This is a genomic window from Streptomyces sp. NPDC005775, assembly GCF_042871565.1.
Classification (GTDB): domain Bacteria; phylum Actinomycetota; class Actinomycetes; order Streptomycetales; family Streptomycetaceae; genus Streptomyces.
Genome location: NZ_JBIAIU010000007.1, coordinates 64,433 through 91,183 on the forward strand (window position 1 = coordinate 64,433; position 26,751 = coordinate 91,183).

19 protein-coding genes are annotated in these 26,751 nt (G+C 69.4%); 10 read left to right on the forward strand and 9 right to left on the reverse strand.

Annotated elements, in window-relative coordinates:
• Nucleotides 1–3: 3 nt before the first annotated feature.
• The 5 genes from ACFYPA_RS17990 to ACFYPA_RS18010 are packed head-to-tail and all read right to left on the reverse strand — an operon-like array spanning nucleotide 4 to nucleotide 5,072.
• On the reverse strand, nucleotides 4–942 hold the full coding sequence (locus ACFYPA_RS17990) for a VOC family protein (protein ID WP_359079081.1): 939 nt from the start codon (nucleotides 940–942) through the stop codon (nucleotides 4–6).
• Nucleotides 943–962: 20 nt separating this feature from the next.
• Nucleotides 963–1,961: an amidohydrolase family protein gene (locus tag ACFYPA_RS17995; RefSeq protein ID WP_359079083.1), complete on the reverse strand. Its 999-nt coding sequence runs from the start codon at nucleotides 1,959–1,961 to the stop codon at nucleotides 963–965.
• Nucleotides 1,958–3,088 (reverse strand): FAD-dependent oxidoreductase, encoded by a 1,131-nt coding sequence (locus ACFYPA_RS18000; RefSeq protein ID WP_389132743.1) that lies wholly within the window; start codon nucleotides 3,086–3,088, stop codon nucleotides 1,958–1,960. The genes ACFYPA_RS17995 and ACFYPA_RS18000 overlap by 4 nt, the downstream gene beginning before the upstream one ends.
• A gap of 23 nt (nucleotides 3,089–3,111) precedes the next feature.
• Nucleotides 3,112–4,074, reverse strand: coding sequence for a cyclase family protein (locus tag ACFYPA_RS18005; RefSeq protein ID WP_359316525.1), 963 nt, complete (start codon nucleotides 4,072–4,074; stop codon nucleotides 3,112–3,114).
• Entirely contained in the window at nucleotides 4,071–5,072 is a 1,002-nt protein-coding gene (locus ACFYPA_RS18010; RefSeq protein WP_359079088.1) for a fumarylacetoacetate hydrolase family protein, read from the reverse strand. Before ACFYPA_RS18010 ends, ACFYPA_RS18005 begins: the two co-directional genes overlap by 4 nt.
• Before the next feature lie 127 nt (nucleotides 5,073–5,199).
• Between ACFYPA_RS18010 and ACFYPA_RS18015 the strand changes: the two genes are divergently transcribed.
• Nucleotides 5,200–6,114 carry a LysR family transcriptional regulator gene (locus ACFYPA_RS18015; RefSeq protein WP_359079091.1) on the forward strand — a complete coding sequence of 305 codons (915 nt, stop codon included), beginning with the start codon at nucleotides 5,200–5,202 and terminating at the stop codon, nucleotides 6,112–6,114.
• 404 nt (nucleotides 6,115–6,518) lie between these two features.
• Here the strand turns inward: ACFYPA_RS18015 and ACFYPA_RS18020 are convergent, their stop codons facing one another.
• A complete protein-coding gene (locus tag ACFYPA_RS18020) occupies nucleotides 6,519–7,532 on the reverse strand; it encodes a LacI family DNA-binding transcriptional regulator (protein WP_359352345.1) in 1,014 nt (337 codons plus the stop codon).
• Nucleotides 7,533–7,821: 289 nt separating this feature from the next.
• On the opposite strand from ACFYPA_RS18020, the gene ACFYPA_RS18025 reads away from it, so the two are divergent.
• The 5 genes from ACFYPA_RS18025 (at nucleotide 7,822) to ACFYPA_RS18045 (ending at nucleotide 16,280) form a co-directional block, all read left to right on the forward strand.
• Nucleotides 7,822–9,138, forward strand: coding sequence for an ABC transporter substrate-binding protein (locus ACFYPA_RS18025; protein WP_389132747.1), 1,317 nt, complete (start codon nucleotides 7,822–7,824; stop codon nucleotides 9,136–9,138).
• A gap of 106 nt (nucleotides 9,139–9,244) precedes the next feature.
• The gene (locus ACFYPA_RS18030) at nucleotides 9,245–10,129 is read left to right on the forward strand and encodes a carbohydrate ABC transporter permease (RefSeq protein WP_389132749.1); all 885 of its coding nucleotides are present in this window, start codon (nucleotides 9,245–9,247) and stop codon (nucleotides 10,127–10,129) included.
• A gap of 4 nt (nucleotides 10,130–10,133) precedes the next feature.
• Nucleotides 10,134–11,039, forward strand: coding sequence for a carbohydrate ABC transporter permease (locus ACFYPA_RS18035; protein WP_389132751.1), 906 nt, complete (start codon nucleotides 10,134–10,136; stop codon nucleotides 11,037–11,039).
• Nucleotides 11,040–11,115: 76 nt separating this feature from the next.
• Nucleotides 11,116–13,686: a family 78 glycoside hydrolase catalytic domain gene (locus tag ACFYPA_RS18040; RefSeq protein ID WP_389132753.1), complete on the forward strand. Its 2,571-nt coding sequence runs from the start codon at nucleotides 11,116–11,118 to the stop codon at nucleotides 13,684–13,686.
• Between the two features lie 116 nt (nucleotides 13,687–13,802).
• A complete protein-coding gene (locus tag ACFYPA_RS18045; protein ID WP_389132756.1) occupies nucleotides 13,803–16,280 on the forward strand; it encodes a glycoside hydrolase family 3 C-terminal domain-containing protein in 2,478 nt (825 codons plus the stop codon).
• A 177-nt stretch (nucleotides 16,281–16,457) separates the two neighbouring features.
• On the opposite strand, the gene ACFYPA_RS18050 is transcribed toward ACFYPA_RS18045, so the two are convergent.
• The 3 genes from ACFYPA_RS18050 to rhaI form a co-directional block, all read right to left on the reverse strand.
• The gene (locus ACFYPA_RS18050) at nucleotides 16,458–17,984 is read right to left on the reverse strand and encodes a rhamnulokinase family protein (protein WP_389132759.1); all 1,527 of its coding nucleotides are present in this window, start codon (nucleotides 17,982–17,984) and stop codon (nucleotides 16,458–16,460) included.
• Between the two features lie 173 nt (nucleotides 17,985–18,157).
• Nucleotides 18,158–20,206, reverse strand: a complete 2,049-nt coding sequence (locus tag ACFYPA_RS18055) for a bifunctional aldolase/short-chain dehydrogenase (protein WP_359316546.1) — start codon at nucleotides 20,204–20,206, stop codon at nucleotides 18,158–18,160.
• Between the two features lie 69 nt (nucleotides 20,207–20,275).
• A complete protein-coding gene (gene rhaI / locus ACFYPA_RS18060; protein WP_359079110.1) occupies nucleotides 20,276–21,442 on the reverse strand; it encodes an L-rhamnose isomerase in 1,167 nt (388 codons plus the stop codon).
• A gap of 349 nt (nucleotides 21,443–21,791) precedes the next feature.
• Between rhaI and ACFYPA_RS18065 the strand changes: the two genes are divergently transcribed.
• The 4 genes from ACFYPA_RS18065 to rhaS all read left to right on the forward strand — a co-directional run bounded on the left by ACFYPA_RS18065 (nucleotide 21,792) and on the right by rhaS (nucleotide 26,653).
• A complete protein-coding gene (locus ACFYPA_RS18065) occupies nucleotides 21,792–23,321 on the forward strand; it encodes a sugar ABC transporter ATP-binding protein (protein WP_359316548.1) in 1,530 nt (509 codons plus the stop codon).
• Nucleotides 23,318–24,373 (forward strand): ABC transporter permease, encoded by a 1,056-nt coding sequence (locus tag ACFYPA_RS18070; protein ID WP_359316550.1) that lies wholly within the window; start codon nucleotides 23,318–23,320, stop codon nucleotides 24,371–24,373. The genes ACFYPA_RS18065 and ACFYPA_RS18070 overlap by 4 nt, the downstream gene beginning before the upstream one ends.
• Nucleotides 24,366–25,424 (forward strand): ABC transporter permease, encoded by a 1,059-nt coding sequence (locus ACFYPA_RS18075; protein ID WP_359316552.1) that lies wholly within the window; start codon nucleotides 24,366–24,368, stop codon nucleotides 25,422–25,424. The genes ACFYPA_RS18070 and ACFYPA_RS18075 overlap by 8 nt, the downstream gene beginning before the upstream one ends.
• Before the next feature lie 140 nt (nucleotides 25,425–25,564).
• Nucleotides 25,565–26,653: a rhamnose ABC transporter substrate-binding protein gene (gene rhaS / locus ACFYPA_RS18080; RefSeq protein ID WP_359079116.1), complete on the forward strand. Its 1,089-nt coding sequence runs from the start codon at nucleotides 25,565–25,567 to the stop codon at nucleotides 26,651–26,653.
• The last annotated feature ends 98 nt before the right edge of the window (nucleotides 26,654–26,751 follow it).

Sequence of the window (26,751 nt, forward strand, 5' to 3'; positions counted from 1 at the left end):
GCCCTAGACGGGCGGGGCGATGAAGACGCCGTGGTCGGGGTCGTTGAAGGACTCCTTGGCGACGAGTTCGTTCATCGTGTTGGCGGTGCCCCACTGGTCGGTGACTTCAGGCTGGGAGAAGTCGTAGACGTGGGGGTGCCAGGTGTCCTCGTCGAGGTTCTCCAGCTCGGTGGTGTATTCGACGGTGTTGCCGTGCGGGTCGAGGAAGTACGTGAAGGTGTTGTCGCCCGCCATGTGCCGGCCGGGGCCCCAGATCTTCTTGAAGCCGGCGCGCATGACCCGGCCCGAGCCGCGCATGTACTCGTCGATGCCGCGCATCTCGAACGAGACGTGGTGCAGGGCGGTGTGCGGCCCCTGCGCGATGGCCATCGAGTGGTGCTGGTTGCTGATCCGCATGAAGTGCATGACCTCGCCCATGTGCGGCGAGGAGAGCGTGTCGGAGAGCGCGAAGCCGAGGTGGCGCTCGTACCACTCCCGAGTGCGGTTGAGGTCGGGGGAGTTGAGGACGACGTGGGACAGTTTGACCGGGATCGCCTCCTTCTCCTCGATCTTCCGGTGCTGCCGCACCTCGACATCGGCGGAGACCTCGATGGTGCGCCCGTCGACGTCGAAGAAGCGGAACCCGTACCCGCCGCCCGGGGTGTCCACCTTTCCGGGCCGGGTGATCAGCTCCACACCGCCGGCGAGGAGTTGTTCGGCGAGGGTGTCGACGTCGGCGGGGTTCGCGGCGCCGTAGGAGACGAGGTCGAGGCGCTTCTCCTCGGCCTCGCGCAGCCGTACGACGTAACTCTCGGGCGAACCCTCGGCGGCGAGGAACGAGATCCCGGAGTCCTCGGCGACCTTGCTCAGGCCCCACACTCCGGCGTAGAAGTCGAGTTGCTTGTCGTAGTCGGGCACCGCCAGGTCGACGTGGCGCAGGTGGGTGAGCAGGCGTGCGTTCATGGTGTTCCTCCTCGTTGAGGTCAGGCGAGTCGCAGCAGGGCGGCGGCGTTGGCGCCGCGCACCGCGTCGAAGTCGGGCTCGGCCAGCCGCACGGCACGCAGCGCGCCGACCGGATCCTCGGACCCCATGTCGAAGGGGAAATCCGAGCCCAGAAGCACCCGGTCCGCTCCCGCGACCTCGATCAGTGAACCCAGCACCCGCGGGTCGTGGACGAGGGAGTCGAAGTAGATCCGCTTGAGATAACTGCTCGGCAGGTGCGCGCATCCGGCGCCCGCGTCCGGGCGTGCCGACCAGGCGTGGTCGGAGCGGCCGATGTGGGTGGGCAGGTAACCGCCGCCGTGGGCGGCGACCAGTTTCAGGCCGGGGTGCCTGTCCAGGACCCCGGAGAAGATCAGGTGCGACAGGGCCACGGCGTTCTCGGCGGGCTGCCCGACCGTGTTGGACAGATACCATTGGTCAAGGCGCTCGTCGAGCGTGCACCCGAAGGGGTGCAGGAACACGATCGCGCCCGTCCCCTCGGCCCGGGACCAGAACGGTTCGTAGGCGGGGTCGGACAGTTCCCGCCCCGGTGCGTGGCTGGAGATCTCGACCCCGATCAGCCCCTGGTCGAGGGCATGGTCGAGGGCGCGCACCATGAGATCCGGGTGCTGGAGGGGTACGAGACCGAGCCCGTGCAACCGGTCGGGGGCGGCCGAGCAGTGCGCGGCCGTCGCCTCGTTGGCTAGCCGGTAGATCTTTTCTGCCGTGTCCTCGTCGGCCCAGTAGTGGTAGTGCGAGGGGGAGGGGCTGACCAGTTGGACGTCCACGCCCTGTGTGTCCATCGCGGCGATGCGTACGGAGGCGTCGGTCATCTTCGGTACGCGTTCGCGGACCATGGGGCCGCTGACGGCGAGGGCGGCGTGGCCGTTGCGTCGAGCGTCGAGTTCCCTGGCCTCGGCGTGCCCGGGCAGGCCGGCGACGAGTGCCTCGATCTCGGGGAGCAGGACATGGGCGTGCACGTCGATCGTCGGGGTGGTCACGGCAGCTCCCGGAGCATGGTCATGGTGCGGCCCATCAGGCCGGGCACGTCGGCGTCGCGGACACCGTCGAGCTGCCACTGCCCGATCTGCACGGAGGCCTCCACGACCGGGCGGACCCGGGTGACGCGGCGCTCGTAGTACGCCTGGAGCAGGGCGTCGTCCCAGGTGTCGGATGCGGTCAGCATCTGGGCGAGCACCCAGGCGTCCTCCAGGGACAGGGCGGCGCCCTGGGCGAGGGTGGGCGGGCAGCAGTGGGCGGCGTCTCCGACGAGGACGACGCGCCCGCGGTGCCAGGAGCCCTCGACGAGCATGCGGTCGAACCAGGTGTAGTTGACCTTCGCCGGATCCGTGATCGTCGCGGTGATCTCCGGCCAGAAGCCTCCGTACGCGGAGGTCAGGCCGCGCATCTCGTCGGCGTAGGTCTCCGGCGGGATGGAGGCCCGGTCGCGGTTGGCCTCGACCACGTACGCGTAGAGCGTGGTGTCGCTGGTGGGGCAGTAGCCGGCGATGTAGGCCGGGCCGCCGTAGGCGAGATCGGTGCGGGTCAGACCCGCCGGGCGTGGGGCGGCGATGCGCCAGATGGCCATGCCGGTCGGCTCCGGCTTCGCGGCGATGCCGATCGCGGCGCGGGTGGCGGAACCGAGGCCGTCCGCGGCGATCACCAGACCGTAGCGGCCCTCGGACCCGTCGCTGAAGCGCACGGTGACGCCGTCGTCGTCCTGGTCGAAGGAAGTGGCCGTGACGCCCAGGCGCACCCGGGCTCCACTCGCGCGGACGGCTTCGATGAGGATCTGCTGGAGCTGGGGGCGCTGCATGCCGACGGTGGCCGGCAGGTCGTCGCCTCCGCTGCGGATGTCGTCCTGCGCGTGCAGGACGGTGCCGTCGGGGGCGGTGATCCCCACCGAACCGAAACCATAGCCGGATGCCTGCACCTGCTCCCACACGCCCAGTTCACGCAGGACGCGCAGGGCGTTGCCCTGGAGGGTGATGCCGGAACCCGCCGTGGCGTTCCAGTCGTCCTTCGCTTCGATCAGGTCGACGTCGAGGCCGGCTCGGCGCAGCAGGACGGTGACGGCGTTGCCGGCCGCGCCGCCGCCGATCACCAGGACCGTACGGTCGTTACTCATGGGGAACTCCCTTGTTCCGCTCATTACTTGACGGCGATCGGATTGACCGGGCTGCCGACCGCACCGGTGATCGGCAAGGGTGCGGCGGTGAGGAAGAACTCGTACGCGCCGTCCGCCGCGCAGTCCTCGGCGAGTGCGTCGAGGTCCCACATCTCGCCTATGAGCAGGCCCATGTTGGGGATGGCGACCTGGTGCAGTGGCTGGAAGGCGTGGTCGAACTCGTTGGGCCGCACCTCGAAGCCCCAGGTGTCGGTCGCGATCGCGGCGATCTCCGTGCCGTGCAGCCAGCCGGCCGCGGTGAACGACAGACCGGGAGCAGGTCCGCCGGCGTACTCGCCCCACCCGTCGCGGCGTGCCCGGGCGAGCTGCCCGGTACGCACCAGCACGATGTCACCGCGTCCCACGGTCACATGGTGAGACTCGGCGGTGGCGGACAGGTGCTCCGCCGTGATCGCGAAGCCGTCGGGAAGTCCGTCGTTCTCGCCGATGACCCGGCCGACGTCCAGGAGCACTCCGCGTCCCGCGACGTGCGGGGCCATGTGCTCGATGCCGGTGACCAGGTCGCCTTCGGAGGTGACGACCTTCTCCGCCGGGCGTCCGTTCCACGCTTTGCCGTGGTCGAAGATGTGTCCGAGCCCGTCCCACTGGGTGGAGCATTGCAGCGGCATCGCGATGACGTCGTCCGCGCCGCCGAGTCCGTGCGGGAAGCCCTGCCCGGTGACGACGGCGTCGGTGCCGGTGTCGAGCATGGTGTGCACGGGGTTGGTGCGCCGGCGCCAGCCCTTCTGCGGGCCGTCCATGTCGAAGCGCTGGGAGAGGGAGAAGCTGACACCCCGCCGGACCAGGGCGGCCCCCTCCCGGCGCTTGGCCTCGTCGAGGAAGTTCAGGGTGCCGAGCACGTCGTCCTCACCCCAGCGGCCCCAGTTGGAGTACGCCTTGGCGGCCGCGGCGATCGAGCCCTCGGGGTCGGTGCGGTCGAGGCTCACGATGCGTCCTCCGCGATACAGCGGGTGCGCTGGATGCCGAGGCCGGTGACCGTGCCCTCCATGACGTCCCCGTCGCGCAGCAGCCGGCCCCAGTGCATGCCGTTCCCGGCCGGACTGCCCGTCAGCACGAGGTCGCCCGGGAGCAGGTGTGCGGATTGCGACGCGTAGGAGACCATGCGTGCCACGTTGAAGATCATGTCCTGGGTGGACTCGTCCTGCATGGTCTCGCCGTTCAGCTTCAGCACGAGGCGCAGGTCGCCGGTGTCCGGGACGGATTCGGCCGGCACGATCCAGGGGCCGAGCGGGGTGAAACCGGGCGCGTTCTTACTGCGAAGCCAGTCCGTGCCGATCTGCGGCATGTCCCGGCGGAAGACCGTGGCGCGGTCGGTCAGGTCGTTGGCGATCGTGTAGCCGGCGACGTGGTCGAGCGCCTCCTCGACCGACACCCGGTAGGCGGGGCGGCCGATGACGGCGGCCAACTCCAGCTCCCAGTCGGGCTTCTCGGCCCAGTCGGGGAGTACGACGTCGTCGTACGGGCCGGTGATCGCGCTCGGCAGCCCGATGAACACGTACGGCAGGTCCTCCGTCGCCCGCCGGTCCATGATCTCCGCCGCCTCCGCCCGCCGCTCCTCCTCGGGGCGGTCGTCGCCCGGGGCGCGGTGCGCGACGTGCAGGTCGATCACGTGCTGCCGGTAGTTCGCCCCCGACTGAAACACCTGCCGCGGCTCGACGGGTGCGTGCACCCGGAAGTCGGCCAGCGGCTTCGTGGAGCCGGTGTCCTCGGCCAGCGCGCGCAGCCGGGGAAGCGCAGCCTCCCAGACTTCCAGGAGAGCTCGGGTGGTCAGCCGGTCGTCCTCGAACGCGGCCCGCAGGTCGACTACCTGGGCGTCGGGCGTGACGAGAGCGGGGAACGCGGGTCCGTCCGGAGCCGAGAGCGTGGTGAGGGCGAACGGTCCGGCGAAGAGCGCGGACGCGGCGGATGCGGGTTTCACGAACATGTCCTCCTGATTGCGATGTGACTAATCTGGACCTGCCACCCGCAATCATGGAAATAGATTGTATGGATGCTCGCTATCCATGGTGTTTATTTGCCCTGATCGGAGCCTTATCGCAAAGGGAAAGCCCGTGAACCTGTCCCGTCTGGACCTCAACCTCGTCGTCGCGCTGCGTTCTCTGCTGGAGGAGCGCAACGTCACGCGCGCCGGACAACGCGTCGGGCTGAGCCAGCCGGCCATGAGCGCCGCCCTGGCCCGGCTGCGCCGCCACTTCGACGACGACCTGCTCGCTCGGGTCGGCGGCCACTACGAACTCACCGCACTCGGACAGGTCCTCCTCGACCGCACCGCGACCGCCTACGACGTACTGGAGCGCCTGTTCGCCAGCCAGGCCGACTTCGACCCGGCCAGTGAGAGTCGCGAGTTCAAGCTGATCGCCTCCGACTACGCCGTCGCCGTGTTCGGTGCCGAGCTCGCCCGGGTCATGCACGAGGAGGCTCCCGGCATCCGCCTGCGCTTCACCCAGACCCCGACCTCCGTCGTCGACGACACGGCCACCCTGCTGAGCACCGCCGACGGCCTGCTCATGCCGCACGGCGTCATCAGCGACTTCCCGGCCACCGACCTCTACCAGGACAGCTGGGTCTTCCTCGTCGCCGAAGACCATCCGAGCGTCGAGGACCGGCTCACCCGCCAGGACCTGGCCCGGCTGCCGTGGGTCACCTACCAGCGCACTTACGACGCCCCGGCCGTGCGCCAGCTCGGCATGCTCGGCGTCGAACCGCGCGTCGAGGTATCCGTCGACAGCTTCCAACTGCTGCCGCTGCTGGTCGCCGGCACCCGGCGCATCGCCCTGATCCAGGCCCGCCTTGCCCACCTGATGGCGCCCCTTGCCGCCGTGCGGGTGCTGGAACCGCCGTACGAAGCGGTACCCCTGCGGGAGGCGATGTGGTGGCATCCGGTGCACACACACGACGCTGCCCACATCTGGCTGCGCGAGACGGCCGCCCGGGTCGGCAGGCGCATGGCCGACGCGAAGGAGTAGCCGGGGCCACCCTGCCAGGAGGCGGGGCACGTCGCCGGTCGACGGCATTCACGCGGTGGATCCGGGGCATCCGAAAATCGGATCACGGCAGGGCTGGGCAGGCTGTCCTGCGCACCGCATAGTCGTGGCACATCACTGCACCCGTGCGCGGACGTCCTGGACAGACGGGCCTGTCGCCACGCGCATCGCCCTTCCCGCCTCGCGCTCTGGAGTGCCGCCGTGCCCGCTCCCGCTGCTCCGCCTTCCCTCGGCTGCGATCCCCCGGACGTGCAGGGCGAACTTCCTGCACGGCATTCTCGCCGGCCGTGTGCTGGTGGGTGCGGCCGAGGCGGCGATCATGACCGCTTGCACGACACTGCTCGGTGACTACTGCACCGGGTGCGTCCGCGAGCGCTACCTACGGTTCAACGGCTCACTGGGGTCGCGGTGGTGCCGCGTCGCACGAGGCGGGGGGTCATCGTCGTCCGCATGGCCCGGTCCCGCCTGCCTTCCACACGCTCGATGAGCATGCGGGCGGCGGTGGAGCCCATGGTGTGGCCGGCCTGGTCGACGCTGGTGAGCTGGACGGGGGCCAGGGCAGCGAGGGCGGTGTTGTTGTAGCCGACGAGCGAGAGGTCCTCGGGGATGCGCAGGCCGAGTTCGTGGGCCGCGCGGTAGATGCCCAGGGCTGCGACGTCGGCGCCGGTCATGACGGCGGTCGGCCGGTGTTCCGTCGTCAGCAGGGTCATTCCGGCCTTGAAGCCGCCTTCGTCGGAGTACGCGGCGTGCAGTACCCGCGCATGCTCGGAGAGTCCGTGCCGTTCCATCGCGTCGAGGTAGCCGGCCGTCAGCACGATCTCGGGGGTGCGTTTCCACCGGTTGGCCTTGGTGCCGGGGGCCGGGACGAGGGCGATGTCGCGGTGGCCGAGCGAGACCAGGTGGTCGACGACCAGGCCCGCTCCGATGTCGTCGGCGTCGACGACCGAGTCGTGTGTGTCGGAGCCGTCGTGATGGCCGAGGACCACGGTGGGCGTGGATGTGGCAGTGTCCAGTACTTCCTCGCGCGGGGTTCCCGGGGCGATGAGGATCAGGCCGTCCATCTGTCGGTCGACCATGGAGCGAATGGTCTTGGCCTGCTCCTCCGGCGAGAATCCTGCCGCGCCGATCAGCACGGTGTACTCGCTGTCGCGGAGTTCGTCCTGGACACCGTCGAGGATGTCGGCGAAGAAGGCGTTGCGGACGTTGTCCAGCAGTACGCCGATGGTGTAGGTCCGGCCGCGCATGCCGCGTGCCGCCGCGTGCGGCCGGTAGCCGAGTTCGGCGATCGCGGCCTTGACCTTCTCCTGCATCGCCGGGCTCACGCCGTAGGCGTTGCGCATCACCTTGGAGACCGCGGCGGTGGACACGCCGGCATGGCGGGCGACGTCCGTGATGGTCACGCGTTTGTTCTGCCTGGGTGTCGCAGCCCGGTCCATGGTCAGCGCTCCGCATCTTGTGATCGTGAATATAACGGTCTACACCACCGCCGCCGGAGGCCGTCAAGCCCTCGGATGCGTTGCCTCAGTGTTACACCGTCGTGTCTTGACGGGAACGGGGGAGCGGTGCAGGGTGTTGCCCAATCCTAGTGGAGAACGTTTTACGCACTCTCCTCGCGGCAGGGCCTTCTTCGTTGCCTTCGGTGCCGCTGTTCACTCTCGTCTTCCTTTCCGTACTTCTTGGGAGTCTTCCGTGTCCCCTCGTATGCCCCGGGTCCGCCGTGTGCGCCTGAGCCTGCTCACCGCCGGAACGGCCTCACTGGCGCTGCTGGCCACAGCCTGTGGCGGCAGCGGCGGTGGTTCCTCATCCGCACCGAAGAACTTCAACTACCTCAGCGTCACCGAGAACACCGCGATCAAGGCAGCGCTGACCACTTTGTCCAAGGGTGCGTGCAAGGCCGAGAACAAGGCACTGCCGCTGAAGGTGGAGACGGTTCCACAGGCGAGCCTCGACCAGAAGCTCCAGCTCCTGGCCGGACAGGACGCCCTGCCGGTGCAGTTCGCCGCAGGCAGCGCACCCGCGCTCACCAACCAGCTGAACAAGTCCGGCAAGATCGCCGACCTGGAGAAGGAGCTCAAGGACCGCGGGGTTCTGGACCAGATCGAGCCGGCCGCCGTCTCGACGGTCAAGGCGCTCTACGACGGCAAGCTGGCGGTCCTGCCCTTCGAGTACAACATCGAGGGCATCTTCTACAACAAGAAGCTGTTCACCGCCAACGGCCTCTCCCAGCCCGCTACCTGGGACGATCTCGTCGCCGCTTCCGCGAAACTCCGGAGCGAGGGCATACAGCCCTTCTCCGCCTCCGGACAGCAGGGATGGCCCCTCACCCGCCTCATCAGCGGCTACCTCTACCGCAGTCTCGGGCCCGACGCCCTCAAGAAGGTCGCCGACGGCAAGGCCAAGCTGACCGACCCCGAGTACGTCAAGGCCGCCGAGGAAATCGCCGCGCTCGGCAAGAAGGGCTACTTCGGCAAGGGCCTCGGCTCCATCGACTACGACACGGCGATGAACCAGTTCCTCAACGGCAAGGCCGCCATGTTCTACATGGGCAGCTGGGCACTGACCAACATCTCCGACGCCAAGCAGAACAAGGTCGGCGCCGAGAACGTCGGGTTCTTGCCCTTCCCCGCCGTCCCCGGCGGCAAGGGCAAGATCGACCAGTACCCCTCCAACGTCGGGCTGGGCGTCACCCTGGCCAAGAAGTCGTTCGACGACAAGACCGGTGACTGGACCGCCTGCATCGCGAAGAACTACGGCGCGACCGTCCTCAAGGGACAGGGTGCGATCTCCGGCTTCAAGGTGAACGAGGAGTTCGAGGACGCCAACAAGGTGACCGCGGACGTCAGGGAGACCATCGAGGCGTCCACGCAGAACGTGCTGTGGTTCGAGGCCCTGTTCAGCACCAAGGCGACCACGGTCAGTCAGACCAACGCGGCATCCCTGGTCAGCGGCAGCATGAGCCCCGAGAAGTTCATGCAGACCGTGCAGGACGCCCTGGCCGCCAAGTGACCGGCCGGGGGCGGCCCACCGGCCTCCTCGCACGCCCGCACCCGCGTGAGCCGCCCCCGGTCCCGTCCGGCAGGTCTCTTCAACGGAAACGAAGTGGATACCACCCATGCACCGCGTCCTCGGTGACCGCAGGGCCGTCCTGATCCTGCTCGGCCCCGCTCTCCTCGTCTATTCCCTGATCATGCTCGTCCCGATGGCGTGGTCGCTCGGGTACTCCTTCACCACGGGCAACACCCTCGACGGATTCACGGGCAACGGACTGGAGAACTTCCAGCACCTGTTCACCGACGAAGCCGTCCGGGACGCCCTCTGGTTCACCCTCAAGTACGCCTTCGTCGTAACCGCCGGGCAGGTCATCGCCGGCTACCTGCTCGCCCTGCTCTACGTCTTCTTCCTCAAGCGCGCCTCCGCGCTCGTACGCACCCTGGCCTTCTTCCCCGTCGTCCTGCCCACCGTGGCGGTCGGCCTGCTGTTCCAGAAGCTGTTCCAGGTCGCGCCGCAGACCGGTCCCGTCAACTCGCTGCTGAACATGGTCGGCATCGAGTCGGTCGACTGGTTCGCGAGCGCCGGGAGTGCCTTCTGGGTCCTGGTGCTCATGGACGTCTGGCGCTCCATGGGCTTCTACGCGGTCCTGCTCTTCGCCGGCCTGGTCGACATACCCGACGAACTCCTGGAATCCGCTCGCATGGACGGTGCCTCCGGCCTGCGGCTCGTACGCCACATCGTGCTGCCCCTGTCCTTCCCCGTCCTGATGTCCTCCCTCATCTTCAGCATCAACGGAACCCTGAAGGTCTTCGACTCCATCGTCGCGCTGACCAACGGCGGCCCCGGCAGCGGCACCACCCCGCTGACCCTCTCCATGTTCCAGACGTCGTTCACCTACAGCGACTACGGCTACGGCAGCACCATCGCCCTGCTGCTGACCGTCGTCTGCCTCCTGGTGACCCTCGTCGTCTTCCGCCTCTCGCGACACGACCTCACCAAGGGCTGAACCCATGTCTCTCGACACGCACCCCATGCCCGCCCCCGCCCGCCGCAGGGCCGGCGGCGTCCCGCACCGAGCCGGCCCGAGGCGCCGTCGCCCGGGACGCATCTGGGGCAGAGTCGTCATCGCGCTGCTGCTGGTCGTCGAGATCTACCCGCTGCTGTGGATGTTCCTGACCTCCCTCAAGTCGAACGACGACTACCTGAACAGCTCCACGTGGAGCCTGCCGTCGACCTGGGAATGGGGCAACTACACCGAGGCGTGGAACACCGGCAACATCGGCCTGTACATCCAGAACAGCCTGCTGGCCGTACTGCCGTCCCTCGCACTGGTCCTCCTGCTCGGCACCGCGGCCGGATTCGCCTTGCAGATCATGGTGTGGAAAGGCCGCAGCCTGACCCTGCTGATCTTCCTGGCGGGCATCATGGTGCCGTCCCAGATGATTCTGCTGCCCCTGTTCACCGTCTACTTCCAAGCAGGTCTGTCGGGCACGCTGTGGCCGCTGATCCTCACCTACACCGGCACCGGCCTTCCGCTGACCGTCTTCATGATGGCCACCTACTACAAGACCGTGCCCCGCGAGATGTTCGAAGCGGCGGCCCTCGACGGCGCAGGCATCCTGCGTGCCTTCTGGACCATCAGCGTTCCCATGGTCCGCAACGCCATCCTCACCGTCGGCCTGGTCCAGTTCTTCTTCATCTGGAACGACCTGCTCATCGCGCTGACCTTCACCAACAACCAGGACCTGCGCACCATCCAGGTCGGCCTGCTCAACTTCACCGGCGACTTCGGCGCCACACAGTACGGACCGCTGTTCGCGGCCATCTGCATCAACGTCTTCGGCACGCTCCTGATCTATCTCTTCCTCAACCAGAAGGTCATGAAGGGCCTGACCGGAGGAGCCGTCAAGGGCTGACGCCCCGGCTCTGCTCCAGTACACCAGCACCCCCACGGAAGGTCTCCCCTCCCCGATGTCCCTTCAGCCTGCCCCGGTGACCTTCGAACACCTCCCCGACGGCCTGGGTATCGGTGTCCCAGCCCCCCGCTTGACCTGGACCCTGCCCCCGGGGACCGGCAGCCAGAAGGCGTACGAAGTGGAACTCCTCCGCTCCGGCGCCACGCACCGCACCGGCCGCATCGACGGTCCCGGCCAGGTACTGATGCCCTGGCCGGGCGAACCCCTGGCCTCCCGCGAACGCGCCCGGGTCCGGGTCCGCGTATGGGCCCCGGATGCCGGCGAGCCGTCGGCGTGGAGCGAACCCCGAGCGGTCGAAGCCGGTCTTCTGGACCCTGCCGACTGGCAGGCCGTCCCTGTGGGCGCCGGATGGGACGAGGACCCGGAGGCCGAGCGCCGCCCGGCCCGGGTCCGAAAGGACTTCCAGCTCGAACGCCCCCTGAGGCGTGCCCGCCTGTACGTCTCGGCGCACGGCCTGTACGAGGTCGAGATCAACGGCCGCCGCGTCGGTGACGAGACCCTGGCACCGGGCTGGACCGTCTACCCTCACCGCCTCCGCTACCACACCCACGACGTCACCACCCACCTCGCCGAAGGTGCCAACACCATCGGCGCATGGCTCGGTGACGGCTGGTACCGCGGCACGTACGGCTTCGACGGCGGCACCCGCAACATCTACGGCACCGACCAGGCCCTCATCGCCCAACTGGAAGTGACGTACGACGACGGCACCACACGCGTCGTCGCCTCGGACGGAACATGGAGCGCCGCCCCCGGCCCGATCCTGACCAGCGGTCTCTACGAGGGCGAGTCGTTCGACGCCCGGCTGCACGACCCGGACTGGTGCGCACCGTCGCGTACGGCTTCCGACGCGTGGACGCCTGTACGGACCGGCAGCCGTGATCCCGCGACCCTCGTCGCACCGATGGGGCCCCCGGTGCGCTGCACCGAAGAGATCGCCCCGGTCTCCGTCACCCGCACCGAGGACGGCCGACACCTCCTCGACTTCGGCCAGAACCTCGTCGGCCGCCTCAGCGTCACGGCCGACGGCCCGGTCGGCACCGTCATCACCCTCCGCCACGCCGAAGTGCTCCAGGACGGCGAACTGGCCACCCGTCCCCTGCGCGAGGCCTACGCCACTGACACGCTGATCCTCTCCGGGCGGGGCCCGCTCACCTGGGAACCCCGCTTCACGCTCCACGGCTTCCGCTACGCGGAAGTCACGGGCTGGCCCGGCGAACTGACCCCGGACAAGGTGACGGCCCGCGTCCACCACACGGACATGCGCCGCACCGGCTGGTTCGAGTGCAGCGACGACCTCGTCAACCGCCTGCACGAGAACGTCGTCTGGAGCATGCGAGGCAACTTCGTCGACATCCCCACCGACTGCCCCCAGCGCGACGAACGCCTCGGCTGGACAGGGGACATCCAGGTCTTCGCCCCCACCGCGAGCTACCTCTACGACTGCGCCGGAATGCTCGACTCCTGGCTCACCGACGTCGGCCTGGAGCAGCTGCCCGACGGCACCGTCCCCTGGTACGTCCCCGTCATCCCGGGCGAGCCCATGTGGACGCCGATCCAGCCCGGAGCCGCCTGGGGAGACGTCACCACGCTCACACCCTGGACGCTCCACCAGCGCTTCGGCGACGTCGACCTCCTCCGCCGCCACTACCCCACGGCCAAGAGGTGGGTCGACCTCATGGAACGCCTCGCAGGACCGAGCCGCCTGTGGGACACCGGCTTCCAGCTCGGGGACTGGCTCGACCCCGCCGCCCCACCGGAGGACCCAGCAGCCGGCATCACCGACCGCTATCTCGTCGCCACCGCCTACTTCGCCCACTCCGCCCGTCACCTCGCTTTCTCCGCAACCGAGTTGGGAGACGACGCGGACGCCGAGCGGTATGCCTCCCTGGCCGACGAGGTCACCGACGCGTTCCGCCGCCGGTACGTCCTGCCATCCGGTCGCATGGCCAGCGACAGCCCCACGGCCTACGCCCTGGGGATCACCTTCGGCCTGCTCACCCCCCAGCAAAGGCGGAGCGCCGGGGACCGACTCGCCGAGCTCGTCCTCGCGGACGACGCCCGCATCGCCACCGGCTTCGTCGGGACGCCACTGATCTGCGACGCCCTCACCGACACCGGCCACCTCGATGTCGCCTACCGCCTGCTGCTCCAGACCGAGTGCCCCTCATGGCTCTACACCGTGACCCAGGGCGCGACCACCATCTGGGAACGCTGGGACAGCCTGCGACCCGACGGCAGCCTCAACCCGGGCGGGATGACCTCCTTCAACCACTACGCGCTGGGCGCCGTCGCCGACTGGCTGCACCGGGTTGTCGGCGGCATCGCGGCCACGTCTTCCGGATATCGGGAGATCGCTTTCCGGCCACGGCCCGGAGGGGGCATCACGTGGGCCCGCACCCGTCACGAAACTCCTTACGGGACCGCGTCCCTGTCCTGGGAGACGACAGCCGCCGGCCTCACGGCGCGCTGCACGGTTCCTGAGGGCTGCCGTGCCGTCGCCGAGCTGCCCGGCTGCGCGCCGGTCATTCTCGGCGCGGGTGAACACGTACTCGACACCGCCGAAATCGCTGGGGCGGCTGCCTGAAAGGACCATGCCGTTACCCCGCAGTCGGGGCCGACCAGGAACCTGACCTCCTGGTCGGCCCATCCCCCCCGCGGCGGCGTGCCGAGCAGCCGCCCACAGGTATCCGGAGAGCCGCTGTGAACAGACGAAAATTCCTCTCTGCCGCCACTCTCACCGCGCTGGTCGTGGGCATGGCCCCGGTCATGAGCGATCAGGCAGCGGCCGCGTCCGGCGCCGCCCCACAGAACCGGGCCGACGCCTTGCTGGCCACGATGTCAGCGACGGAGAAAGAAGCCCTCGTGCGCTGCGACTTCGCGGCCGTGGCCCACCTGGGTGTCCCCGCCCTGACGATGGTCGACGCGTCCGCGGGGCTCCGGGGCGAGAAGGGAGTCACCGCCTTCCCTGTCCCCGTCGCTCAGGCAGCGACCTTCGACGAGGACCTGGCGGGCCGTATCGGCCGGGCCATCGGCGCGGAGGGCAGGGGCAAGGGGTACAACAACCTGCTCGGCCCCACCGTCGACCTGACGCGGACCTGGCACTTCGGCCGACAGTCCGAGGGCATGGGGGAAGACCCCCTGCTCGCCGGATACCTCGGAGCGGCCTTCACGGTCGGTATGCAGAGCCAGCAGGTGGCCGCGACCGTCAAGCACTTCGCCGCCTACACCCAGGAGACCAACCGCTTCTTCATCGACACCAAGGTCTCCGACCGAGCCCTGCACGAGATCTACCAGGCACCTTTCCGCCGTGTGGTTCTCGCCGCGCCGACCACGTCGGTGATGATGGCCTACCCGAAGATCAACGGCACCTTCGCGACGCAGGACCCCGCCCTGTTCGACGACCTGAAGACGGGCCTCGGACTCCAGGGCTACACCGTGCCGGACTTCTGGGCCGGCGACGACCAGGTCGCGGCCGCCCGGGCAGGCATGGACCTCGCCGGACTGGGCTCCGGCGCGGTGAGGATCCCCGCGGGCGGACTCACGGGAGGCGCGATACCGGGCACGCGGCTGGACGACGCAGCCCGCCGCATCCTCGTCACGATGTTCGCGAACGGTCTCTTCGACAGCCCCGTCCCCGCCCCCGCCGACAACGTCAGCACGCAGGAACACCGGGACCTCGCCCACGAGGCCGCGATCGCCTCCACGGTCCTGCTCACCAACCGATCCTCGGCGCTGCCGCTGCCCCCCTCGGTGAAATCCCTGGCCGTCATCGGCCCGGCCGGCACCGACGCCCTCACCGGCGTCGCCGGATCCACCTACGTCGACCCCGGCGCCTGGACCACCCCTCTGCAGGCCATCCGCGCCCGGGCCGGAAGCTCCGTCAACGTCACCCAGGCGCAGGGCACCAAGGGTGACCTCCCCCTGGCCGCGGTGCCGTCGTCCGTACTGCGCGACAGCACGGGCAAGTCCGGCTTGACCGCCGCGTACTTCGCGGGCGCCGACGCCACCGGCACCCCGGTCGTGACCAGGACCGACGCCACCGTGGACTTCACCACCGCGCCCGCGGCGGACCTGCCCGCCGTCTGGTCGGCGAAGTGGACCGGCACCCTCGTGCCGGCCGCCACCGGTCTGCACCGTTTCTCGCTGCTGCCCGCCGGTACGACCACGCTGAAGATCAACGGCGTCACGGTCGTCTCCGGCACCCGGCAGATGCGCCGCTTCTTCCTCGGACCGTTCGACTACCCGCTCCAGGGCACTGCCCAGCTGACCGCGGGCCGCGCGGTCGGCGTCGAACTGACCTACACCAACGCCACCGCCGAGACCGGCACCTGCGGCCTGACCCTGGGGTGGCAGCCCGAGTCCCTCATTCCCGCCGCCGTCACGGCGGCGGGGGCAGCCGACGCCGCCGTCGTCTTCGTCAACCGGGTCGCCGGCGAGGCCATGGACCACGAGCTGCTCGAGCTGCCGGGCGACCAGAACCAGCTCATCACCGCTGTGGCGGCCGCGAACCCGCGCACGGTCGTCGTCCTCAACACCGACGGCCCCGTCGCCACCCCATGGCTCAACGACGTGGAAGCCGTGATCCAGACATGGTACGGAGGGCGGGGGATGGGCACCGCCCTCGCCGCCATCCTCTTCGGCGACAGTGACCCCTCCGGCCGCCTTCCCGTCACCTTCCCCACCGACGCGCACCAAGGACCGGGCACCACCCCCGCGACCTACCCCGGAACGAACGGCGCCGTCTCCTACGACGAGGGCATCGCCGTCGGCTACCGCTACTACGACGCCAAGGGACAGCAGCCCCGCTTCCCCTTCGGCCACGGCCTCTCCTACACCTCCTTCGCCCACGGCTACCTGGAGGCGGCCTACGACCAGGCAGCCAGGAATGTCACCCTCTCCGTCAACGTCACCAACACGGGCCGACGCAGGGGCACTGAGGTGGTCCAGATCTACGTCACGCTGCCGGGTGCGGCAGCAGCGGAGCCACGTCGTCTGGTCGCCTTCCGCAAGGTCACCCTGGCCGCGGCCGGCTCACAACGACTGACCCTCAGAATCCCGGCACAGGACCTGACAGTGTGGAAGCCGGGCGGCTGGGTCCTCGTGCCGGGCTCGTACACCTTCGCCACCGCACATTCGTCCCGCGAGCTGACAGCGCGGCGAAGCCTGACCATCCGCTGACCTTGCCCGGTGTGGCTTGTACGGTCGCTCCCCTGCGAGCTCTGAGGGGAGCGACCGTCGTCATGTGGGCCTCGGGGCCGACGGACATGCCGACGGCACGTCGCATCGAGGTCGGGAAGTTACGGACCATCGGGGAGAACGCGTCGCTGACAGGCGTGGTGAGGACCCGTCAGCCGTTCAGTGGTCGGTGCGGGCAGGGTGAGAGGCAGCAAGGGCGGTGTCGGGGCCGAGTCGCGCCGCTGCCGCGTCCCAGGCCGCCGTGTCACCACGAGGTTGGTAGTGCCGCAGGTGCTGGGTGGAGGCGACCAGGGTGCGCATCGCCGGCAGATCTCCCACCAGTCCGGCCGCTCTGGCCTGGACGAGGATGTTGCCGAGTGCGGTGGCTTCGGTGGGGCCCGCGACGACGGGGAGTCCGCTGGCGTCGGCCGTGAGCTGGCAGAGCAGGTCGTTGCGGGAACCCCCTCCGACGAGGTGGATCCGGGCGACATCGCGTCCGGCGAGTTCGGCGGCCTGGCGCAGGGTGCGCCGGTGAGCCAGGGCCAGGCTCTCCAGGATGCAGCGCACGACGGTGCCCTGGCTGTCAGGCACCGGCTGCCCGGTGCGGCGGCAGTACGCCTGGATGCGGGCGGGCATGTCACCGGGGACCAGGAATTCGGGGGCGGCCGGATCGACGAGCGCGGCGAACGGTGTGGCGCGCGCGGCGTCGGCGAGCAGAGTGGGGATGTGCGTGGGCAGCCCCTGCTTGTCCCAGGTGCGGCGGCATTCCTCGAACAGCCACATGCCCATGATGTTGCGCAGGTAGCGGATCGTACCGTCGATGCCGCGCTCGTTGGTGAAGTTGGCGGCCCGGGACGCCTCCGTGAGAACCGGCGCGTCCAGTTCGAGACCTACCAACGACCAGGTGCCGCAGGAGATGTAGGCGAAGTGCGGTTCCGTTGCCGGGACGGCGACGACGGCGGACGCGGTGTCGTGCGAGGCGACGGTGGTCACCGGGGTGCGGGCGTCCAGACCGGAGTAGGCGGCGACATGCGGGAGGAGCGTGCCGGCCGGGTCGCCCGGCGCACGCAGCGGCGGCAGCAGACCGGGATCGATCGCGAGCGGCCCGAGGATGTCCATGGACCAGCTGCCCGAACGGGCGTCGAAGAGACCGGTGGTGGAGGCGTTGGTCTCCTCGGCGCCCAGGGATCCGGTCAGCCAGTGGATGAGCAGGTCGGGAATGAGGAGCAGGGTGCGGGCAGCGGTCAGCTGGGCGCTCGTGGCGGCGGAGGCGAGCTGGAACACGGTGTTGAACGGGAGGTGCTGCAGGCCCGTGACCCGGTACAGCTCTTCGGCGCCGACCGTCGCCCAAACCCGTTCCGCGACGCCGTCGGTCCGGGTGTCCCGGTAGTGGTGCGGAGAACCGAGCAGCGCGCCGTCCGCGTCCAGGAGCCCGTAGTCCACGGCCCATGTGTCCACTCCGATGGAGCTGACACCACCGGCCCGGGCGGCCTCCCGCAGTCCCTCAAGAATGCCTTGGAAGAGGGCGAGGACGTCCCAACGCAGTCCGTCGGGCAGGGGCACGGGGGTATTGGGGAAGCGGTGCACCTCGGTGAGGTCGAGATTGTGCGGGCCGACCCGGCCAAGGATCACACGTCCGCTGGTGGCACCGAGGTCGACAGCGGCGAACGCGGAGCGAAACGCCGAGGAGGGGGGTGTGGTGGTCACGGGCATTGCCTCCGCTGCGAGCGGCTGGTCGGGGAATGAGGGACGAGGCGGTCGGCGGGAGGAGGGCCGGTCGTGCCTGCCGCTTGCGCGCGCCACCTCGCCGGCCGTACACGACGCACCTGGGGCCGTCGCGCCGGTGCGGCGGCCCCAGGTGCGGTCGGTGGGAGTCTGCGTCAGCGCAGGAACGCGGCGGCGACACCCGCGTCCACGGGGATGTGCAGGCCCGTGGTGTGGGTGAGGTCGCCGCCCGTGAGGGCGAACACCGCGCCGGCGACGTGCTCCGGCAGGACTTCGCGCTTGAGGAGGGTGCGCTGGGCGTAGAACTCGCCGAGCTTCTCCTCCTCGATGCCGTACGTCGCGGCGCGCTGGGCGCCCCAGCCGGCGGCGAAGATGCCCGAGCCACGGACGACACCGTCGGGGTTGACACCATTGACACGGATCCCGTGCCCGCCGAGCTCGGCGGCCAGCAGCCGGACCTGATGGGCCTGGTCGGCCTTGGTCGCGGAGTAGGCGATGTTGTTCGGACCGGCGAAGACCGCGTTCTTTGAAGCGATGTAGACGATGTCGCCGCCGAGCCCCTGCGCGATCATGACCCGGGCGGCCTCGCGCGAGACGAGGAAGGACCCTCGGGCCATGATGTCGTGCTGGAGGTCCCAGTCCTTCGCCGTGGTCTCCAGAAGCGGCTTGGAGATGGAGATCCCGGCGTTGTTGACGACCAGGTCCACTCCGCCGAAGGCGAGTGCGGCGGTCGCGAACGCCTGGGTGATCTCGTCCTCCGAGGTGACGTTCACCGTGACGGCCACGGCCTTGTCGGGGCCCCCGAGCTCTTCGGCGACGGCGGCGGCGGTCCCGGCGTTGAGGTCGGCGACAACGACGCACGCACCCTCGGCGACCAGGCGGTGCGCGATGGCCTTGCCGATGCCGCTTCCCGCGCCCGTGACGAGGGCGACGCGGGTGGCGAGGGGCTTCGGCGCGGGCATCCGCTGGAGCTTGGCCTCTTCGAGCGCCCAGTACTCGATGCGGAACTTCTCCGACTCCTCGATGGGCGCGTACGTGGAGACGGACTCGGCACCGCGCATGACGTTGACGGCGTTGAGGTAGAACTCCCCGGCCACGCGTGCGGTCTGCTTGTCCTTGCCGAAGGAGAACATGCCCACGCCCGGGACGAGCACGATCGCCGGGTCCGCGCCGCGCAGGGCGGGGGAGTCCGGGGTGGCGTGCCGCTCGTAGTAGGCGCGGTACTCCGTGCGGTACTCCTGGTGGAGCTCCTTCAGGCGTGTGATCGCCTCGTCCAGGGGGGCGGAGGCGGGCAGGTCCAGGACCAGCGGGCGGACCTTCGTACGGAGGAAGTGATCGGGACAGGACGTGCCGAGTGCTGCGAGCCTCGGGTGCTCGGCGCGGGAGACGAAGTCCAGTACGGCCTCGGCGTCGTCGAAGTGGCCGACCTGTGGCCGGTCCTGCGAGGCCAGGCCCCGGATGACGGGGGCGAGAGCCGCTGCCCGCTGGTGGCGCTCGGCTTCGCCCAGCGGCTCGTACCCCGCCAGCATCGGACCGAAGGGCTCGGCCTTGCCCTTGGCCGCGAGGTACTCCTCGGCGGAGCGGATGATGAACAGCGAGTTCGCCTCGCACTCCTCTGAGGTGTCGCCCCAGGCGGTGATGCCATGACCTCCGAGGACGCAGCCGACGGCCTGGGGATGGGCCGCCTTGATCGCGGCGATGTCCAGGCCGAGCTGGAACCCGGGCCGGCGCCAGGGCACCCAGACCACCTTGTCGCCGAAGCAGTCGGCGGTCAGCTTCTCCCCGTCGGCGGCGCAGGCCAGCGCGATACCCGAGTCCGGGTGCAGGTGGTCCACGTGCGCGGCGTCCACCAGCCCGTGCATCGCCGTGTCGATCGACGGGGCCGCTCCACCCCTGCCGTGCAGGCAGTAGTCGAAGGCGGCGACCATTTCGTCCTCGCGCTCCACCCCTGGGTACACGTCCTTGAGCGCCCGCAGCCGGTCCAGCCGGAGCGCCGCCAGGCCGGCCTCGGTGAGGGTACCCAGGTCGCCGCCCGACCCCTTGACCCATAGAAGCTCGACATCGCCACCGGTGGCCGGGTCGGTCCCGGTGCCCTTCGCGGAGGTGTTGCCGCCCGCGTAGTTGGTGTTGCGCGGGTCGGAGCCGAGCCGGCGGGAACGTGCGATCAACGCGGAGGCCGTGACGTGCGAGGCGGCGGAGGACATGAGGGATTCCTTCGAGTGTGAGGTGCGGGACGCGTGGAGAGCCGGAACTGACTGGCGGGCGGGCAGCTCCTAGGCGCCCCAGCCGGCCTGGTCGCCGCCGACGCGGTCGGCGGCGATCCGCTCCTGCCAGCCGGAGGCCCGGTAGGCGGCGATCGGGTCGGGCGCGAGGCCCTGTTCCTCGCGGAGGTCGCGCAGAAGGGGACGCACATCGGTGTTGTAGGCGTCCATCAGGGCTTCGTTGGCGCCGAGCACATCGCCGTCCCGCTGCGCCGCGGCCAGCGTGTCCATGTCGACGAGCAGGGCCTTGGCGGTGGACTCCTGGACGTTCATGACCGAACGGATGACAGCCGGGATCTTCGCCTCGATGTTGTGGCACTGGTCCAGCATGAACGCCACGTTCGTCTCGGCCTTCAGACCGCCGTTCCTGGTGACCTCGTGCATGATCCGGAACAACTGGAACGGATCGGCCGAGCCGACCATGAGGTCGTCGTCCGCGTAGAAGCGGGAGTTGAAGTCGAATCCGCCGAGCTTCCCCTCCCGCAGCAGCAGCGCGACGATGAACTCGATGTTGGTACCCGGAGCGTGGTGCCCGGTGTCCACGACGACCTGCGCCTTCGGGCCCAGCTTGAGGCAGTGCGCGTACGCGGTGCCCCAGTCCGGTACGTCCGTGGTGTAGAAGGCGGGCTCGAAGAACTTGTACTCCAGCAGGATCCGCTGGTTCTCCCCGAGGCGTTCGTACACCTCGGCCAGCGCCTCGCCCAGCCGGCCCTGGCGGGCGACGATGTCGTCCTGGCCGGGATAGTTGGTCCCGTCGGCGAACCAGAGCTTCAGATCCGTGGACCCGGTCTCGTCCATGATGTCGACGCATTCCAGCAGATGACCGACGGCCTTGCGGCGGACCTCCGCGTCGGGATGGCAGACGCTGCCCAGCTTGTAGTCGTCGTCCTGGAACGTGTTGGAGTTGATCGCTCCCAGTTCCAGCCCCCGCTCCTTCGCGTAGGCGGCCAGGGCCGCGTAGTCGTCGACCCGGTCCCAGGGGATGTGCAGCGAGACCTTGGGCGCGACCCCCGTGAACTCGTGGACCTTGGCGGCGTCCTCGAGCTTCTCGTAGGGAGTCCGGGGCACGCCGGCCTGCGCGAACACCTTGAAACGGGTGCCGGAGTTGCCGTAGCCCCAGGACGGGGTCTCGATCCGCTGGTCGGCAAGCGTGGCTTTCACTGCGGCGATATCAGGCATGTCCACCTCGGTTGTGCGAGCGGCCCAAGCAGTGGGGGCCGAAGTTCGGTGAATCGATTCACTATGCGCATGAAGCTAACGGGGCATGTGAGGGCCGTCAAGGGTTCCCGCCGGATAACGGGCGAGTTACCGGATCGTGCCTTCGTGTAGACGCCGACGCTCGCGGCTGCCGTCCCTTCGCAGTTCAGAGCGGCGCGGAGGCATGCGGCTCGGGCCCGCTGAGCGATTCGCCGCGTTTGGCGCGCAACACCCCTTGACGGGTTCGGCAGGGCGGGGCTAGCTTCCCGGCAACTCCACTGAAACATTTCATGCCGAGCGCTCCGCTCGGCACAAGCACGGGAGAACATCCATGACGCACCCCGAACCGGAGACGACTCCGGTACTCGCGCTGGAGGGGGTGAGCAAGTCCTTCGGTGCCGTCCGGGCTCTGCGCGGCGTGTCCCTGCGGCTGTATGCCGGAGAGGCGCACGCCCTTGCGGGTGAGAACGGCGCCGGCAAGTCGACCCTGATCAAGGCACTCGCCGGCGTGCACCGCCCCGATGCGGGCAAGGTCCTGCTGGACGGCGAGCCCGTCGAGTTCCACGGTCCGGCCGATGCGCGCGATGCCGGTGTGGCTGTGATCTATCAGGAGCCCACGCTCTTCCCGGACTTGTCCGTCGCGGAGAACATCTTCGTGGGACGCCAGCCGAGGCGCTCTTTCGGCAGGGTGGATCATCGTGCCGTCACCCGGGCGGCGGCCGACCTGTTCGAGCGCCTCGGTGTCGACCTCGACCCCGATCAGCCGGCGCGCGGGCTGTCGATCGCCGACCAGCAACTGGTGGAGATCGCCAAGGCGCTCTCCTTCGACGCGCGCGTCCTGATCATGGACGAGCCGACTGCCGCGCTCACCGGCAGTGAGGTCGCCCGCCTGTTCGGCGTCGTCAGGACCCTTCGTACGCAGGGCGCGGCAGTGCTGTTCATTTCGCACCGCCTGGAAGAGATCTTCGCGCTCTGCCAGCGTGTCACCACCTTGCGCGACGGCGCCTGGATATCCAGCGAGCTGCTCGACGGTCTGAACGAGGACGACCTCGTGCGCCGCATGGTCGGCCGGGAACTGGACGAGCTGTACCCGAAGCAGCCCACTAAAATCGGTGAAGTCGCCCTCAGCGTGCGCCGATTGACCCGTGAGGGTGTGTTCACGGACGTCTCCTTCGATGTCCGGCGCGGCGAGATCGTCGGCCTCGCGGGCCTGGTCGGAGCCGGCCGCAGCGAAGTGGCCCGCGCCGTGTTCGGCGTCGACCGGTTCGACGGCGGCGACGTCGAGGTCCTCGGCCGGAAGCTCCGGTCCGGCGCCCCGAGCGTCGCGATGGCCGCCGGCCTCGCCCTCGTACCCGAGGACCGCCGGGCCCAGGGCCTGGTGATGGACATGTCCATCGAGCGGAACATCGGCCTCACCGGTTTCGCCACGACGACGCGCGGCGGGCTGATGAACCGTGCCGCCGAACGCAGTCGCGCGGTGGACTGGGCGGTCAAGCTGCAGGTCAAGTACGCCAGGCTCGCCGATGTCGTCGGCACGCTCTCCGGCGGCAACCAGCAGAAGGTGGTCCTGGCGAAGTGGCTGGCCACCTCCCCCCAGGTGCTGATCGTGGACGAGCCGACCCGCGGGATCGACGTCGGCACGAAGGCCGAAGTGCACCGGCTCCTGTCCTCGCTGGCCGCCGAGGGAGTCGCGGTCCTGATGATCTCCTCGGACCTTCCGGAGATCCTCGGCATGGCCGACCGGGTGCTCGTGATGCACGAAGGAAGGCTGGCTGCCGAGCTTCCCCGGTCCGAGGCGACCGAGGAGACAGTGATGGCGGCGGCGACCGGCCGTGCCGACCGAGGAAGGACCGCGGCATGACCATGACCGCAGACCCTGTGCGCCGCGAACCGGCACCCGAGTCCGTCGCCGCGCGACGCCTGGTCGACAGGGTGTTCAAGGCCCGCGAACTCGCCGTTGCCCTGGTTCTCGTCGTGATGCTCGGCGTGACCCAGCTGTCCAACGGCGAGTTCCTGTCCGAGCAGGGCATCAAGGACCTGATGCTGAACGCGACCATCCTGGTGCTGGTCGCGGTCGGCCAGGCGGTGGTGGTGATCACCCGCAACGTGGACCTCTCGGTCGGCTCCGTCCTCGGGATCTCCGCCTTCGCCGCCGGGACTTACCTCCAGGACGGCGGCAATCCCCTGATCGCGGTCCTGCTCGCCGTCGGCCTCGGCGCGCTCTTCGGTGTCCTCAACGGAGCCCTGGTGAGCCTGGGCAAGGTCCCCGCGCTCGTCGTCACCCTGGGCACGCTCTACATCGTTCGCGGCATCGACTCCATCTGGGTCGGCTCCCGTCAGATCACCGCCGACGCACTGCCCGCCTCCTTCGTCGACTTCGGCCACGACGGGACCTGGGTGCTGCCCTATCTCGCGCTGCTCGCCATCGTCGTACTGGCCGCGGTCGCCTACTACCTGCGCAGCTATCACAGCGGACGCGACCTCTACGCCCTCGGCTCCAGCCCCGAAGCCGCACGGCTCGCGGGCATCCCGGTCCGGGCCCGGCTCATGACGGCCTACGTGCTCTGCGGAGCCCTGGCCGGGCTCGCCGGAGCCCTCTACCTGGCCCGCTTCGGCAACGTCGACTCGGCCACCGGCAACGGATACGAACTCACCGTCGTCAGCGCCGTCGTCGTCGGCGGCGTCGCCTTCACCGGCGGCTCCGGAACCGTGTACGGCGCAGCCCTCGGTGCCCTCCTCCTCACCTCCATCAACAGCGTGCTCCCGGCCATCGGAGTCAGCTCCGTCTGGGTCACCGCGATCAACGGCTTCCTGCTGCTGCTCGCCATCGCCGCCGACCGGATCCTGGCCCTGCGGGTGGCCGCGGGGCTGCGCAAGAAGGCCGCACAGATGAGGAGCGCCCGCCATGCCTGACACCACCAGGACCACGACCCCCGCCGCTCAGCCACCGGCCCTCGCCCGCCTCGGGGGAGCGGTCCGCTGGGACACCGCGGTCGGCGCCCTGCTGCTGACCCTCCTGATCTGTTCGTTCTCCTTCGTCGACAACTTCGGCAACGCGCTGAACCTCTCGTTCCTGATCGGCAACACCCTGCCGATCGCCCTGATCGCCCTGCCCATGACCATGCTGGTGGTCTCCGGAGAGGTCGACCTCTCCGTCGGCTCGACGGCAGGCCTGTCCGGAGCGGTGATGGGCGCCCTGTGGAACGCCGGCATGTCCATCGAGACGATCATCCCGCTGTGCCTGCTGCTCGGCGTCATCTGCGGACTGATCAACGGACTGCTCGTCACCCGGCTCGGACTGCCCTCGCTCGCCGTGACCATCGGCACCATGGCCGCCTACCGCGGCATCGCGCAGATCGTTCTCGGCTCCGACTCCGTCACCGACTTCCCCACCCAGTACCTCGACTTCGGCGCCGGACGGATCGGCGACACCTTCATCCCCTACGCGGCCATCCCCTTCACCGTGCTGCTCGCCGTGGCCGTCGTCGTCCTGCACGCCACACCGACCGGCCGCTCTCTGTTCGCCACCGGCGCCAGCGAGGACGCGGCGCGGTTCTCGGGCATCCGCGTCAAGCGGCTCAGGCTGTTCATGTTCGTGACCACCGGAGCGGTCTCTGCTCTGACCGGCGTCTTCTGGGCTCTGCACTACGCGAGCGCCCGATACGACAACGCCACCGGGCTCGAACTCTCCGTCATCGCCGCGGTGCTGCTCGGCGGCATCGACTTCGACGGAGGCAAGGGAACCCTGGGCGGTGCCATCGCCGGCGTACTGCTGCTCGGCACCTTGCAGAACGTCATGAGCCTGATCAACGTCTCCGCCCAGTCCCAGATCGTCGTCACCGGCGTCCTGCTGGTGATCTCCGTCCTCGCCCCCCGCGTCGGCCGCCAGGTCAGCCAAGCCCGGGCCCGCAGGAGAACAACGGCAACGGCCGCGGCGATCCCGACCCGGGCCGGAACCGCCTGACCGCCCCTGCCGCACCACGCCTCGCGGCCTCCGCGCACCGCTCCACCGTGGAGCCCGCACACCCCGCTGCACGCATTCCGCCACCGTCCGGGCATCCGCCCGGCAACCCCTGCCGCTCGCGGCAGCGAAAGGAAACAGTCATGTACGGCCCCGCCCCCAGAAGCGTCCGACTCACCGCCGCGCTCGCCGTCTCCGCCGTTCTCGCCCTCGGCGCCACCGCCTGCTCGGGCACCACCAAGGACTCCGCCGACAAGGCGGCCGGTCCGGCCGCCGCCACCGGCAAGGCCGACCCGAACAAGGCGACCAAGAAGGGCCTGACGGTCGCGTTCCTGCCCAAGCAGGTCAACAACCCCTACTTCACCACCTCGGACAACGGCGGCAAGAAGGCCCTGGGGCAGCTCGGCTCCACGTACAAGGAGGTCGGCACCAGCAGCGGCACCGACACCTCCGGGCAGGTCTCCTACGTCAACACCCTCACCCAGCAGCAGGTCGACGCCATCGCGGTCTCCGCCCAGGACCCGGGCGCCCTGTGCACGTCCCTGAAGCAGGCCATGAAGAACGGCGTCAGCGTCGTCACGTACGACTCCGACACACAGACCGGCTGCCGCCAGGTCTTCGTCTCCCAGGCCAGTGCCGAAGACCTCGGCCGCACCCAGATCCAACTGCTGGCGAAACAGATCGGAGGCAAGGGCGAGATCGCGATCCTCTCGGCGGCCCAGACGGCCACCAACCAGAACACCTGGATCGACTTCATGAAGGACGAGCTGAAGAAGCCCGAGTACAAGGGCATCAAGCTCGTCAAGACCGCCTACGGCGACGACGACGCGCAGAAGTCCTTCCAGCAGACGCAGGGCCTGCTCCAGGAACACCCCGACCTCAAGGGCATCGTCTCCCCGACCACCGTCGGCATCAAGGCGGCCGCCCAGTACCTGTCCGGCTCCAAGTACAAGGGCAAGGTCAAGCTGACCGGTCTCGGCACCCCGAACGACATGCGTGCCTACGTCAAGAACGGCACCGTCGAAGGCTTCGAGCTGTGGGACCCGGCCCAGCTCGGCGCCCTCGCCGCTCACACGGCCGTCGCCCTGGAGTCCGGCCAGATCACCGGCGCCGAGGGGGAGACCTTCAAGGCCGGCGACCTGGGTTCCTTCACGATCGGGAAGGACGGTGTCGTCACGCTCGGCAAGCCGACCGTCTTCGACAAGGCCAACATCGATCAGTTCAAGTTCTGAGCCCTGCCTGAGGGCCCCCGGCAGACGAGACGGTGCAGTTCTCCGAGACGCGCGGTGGAGCGAGTACCCGGCACCACCATGCGGCCGTCACAGGCAGG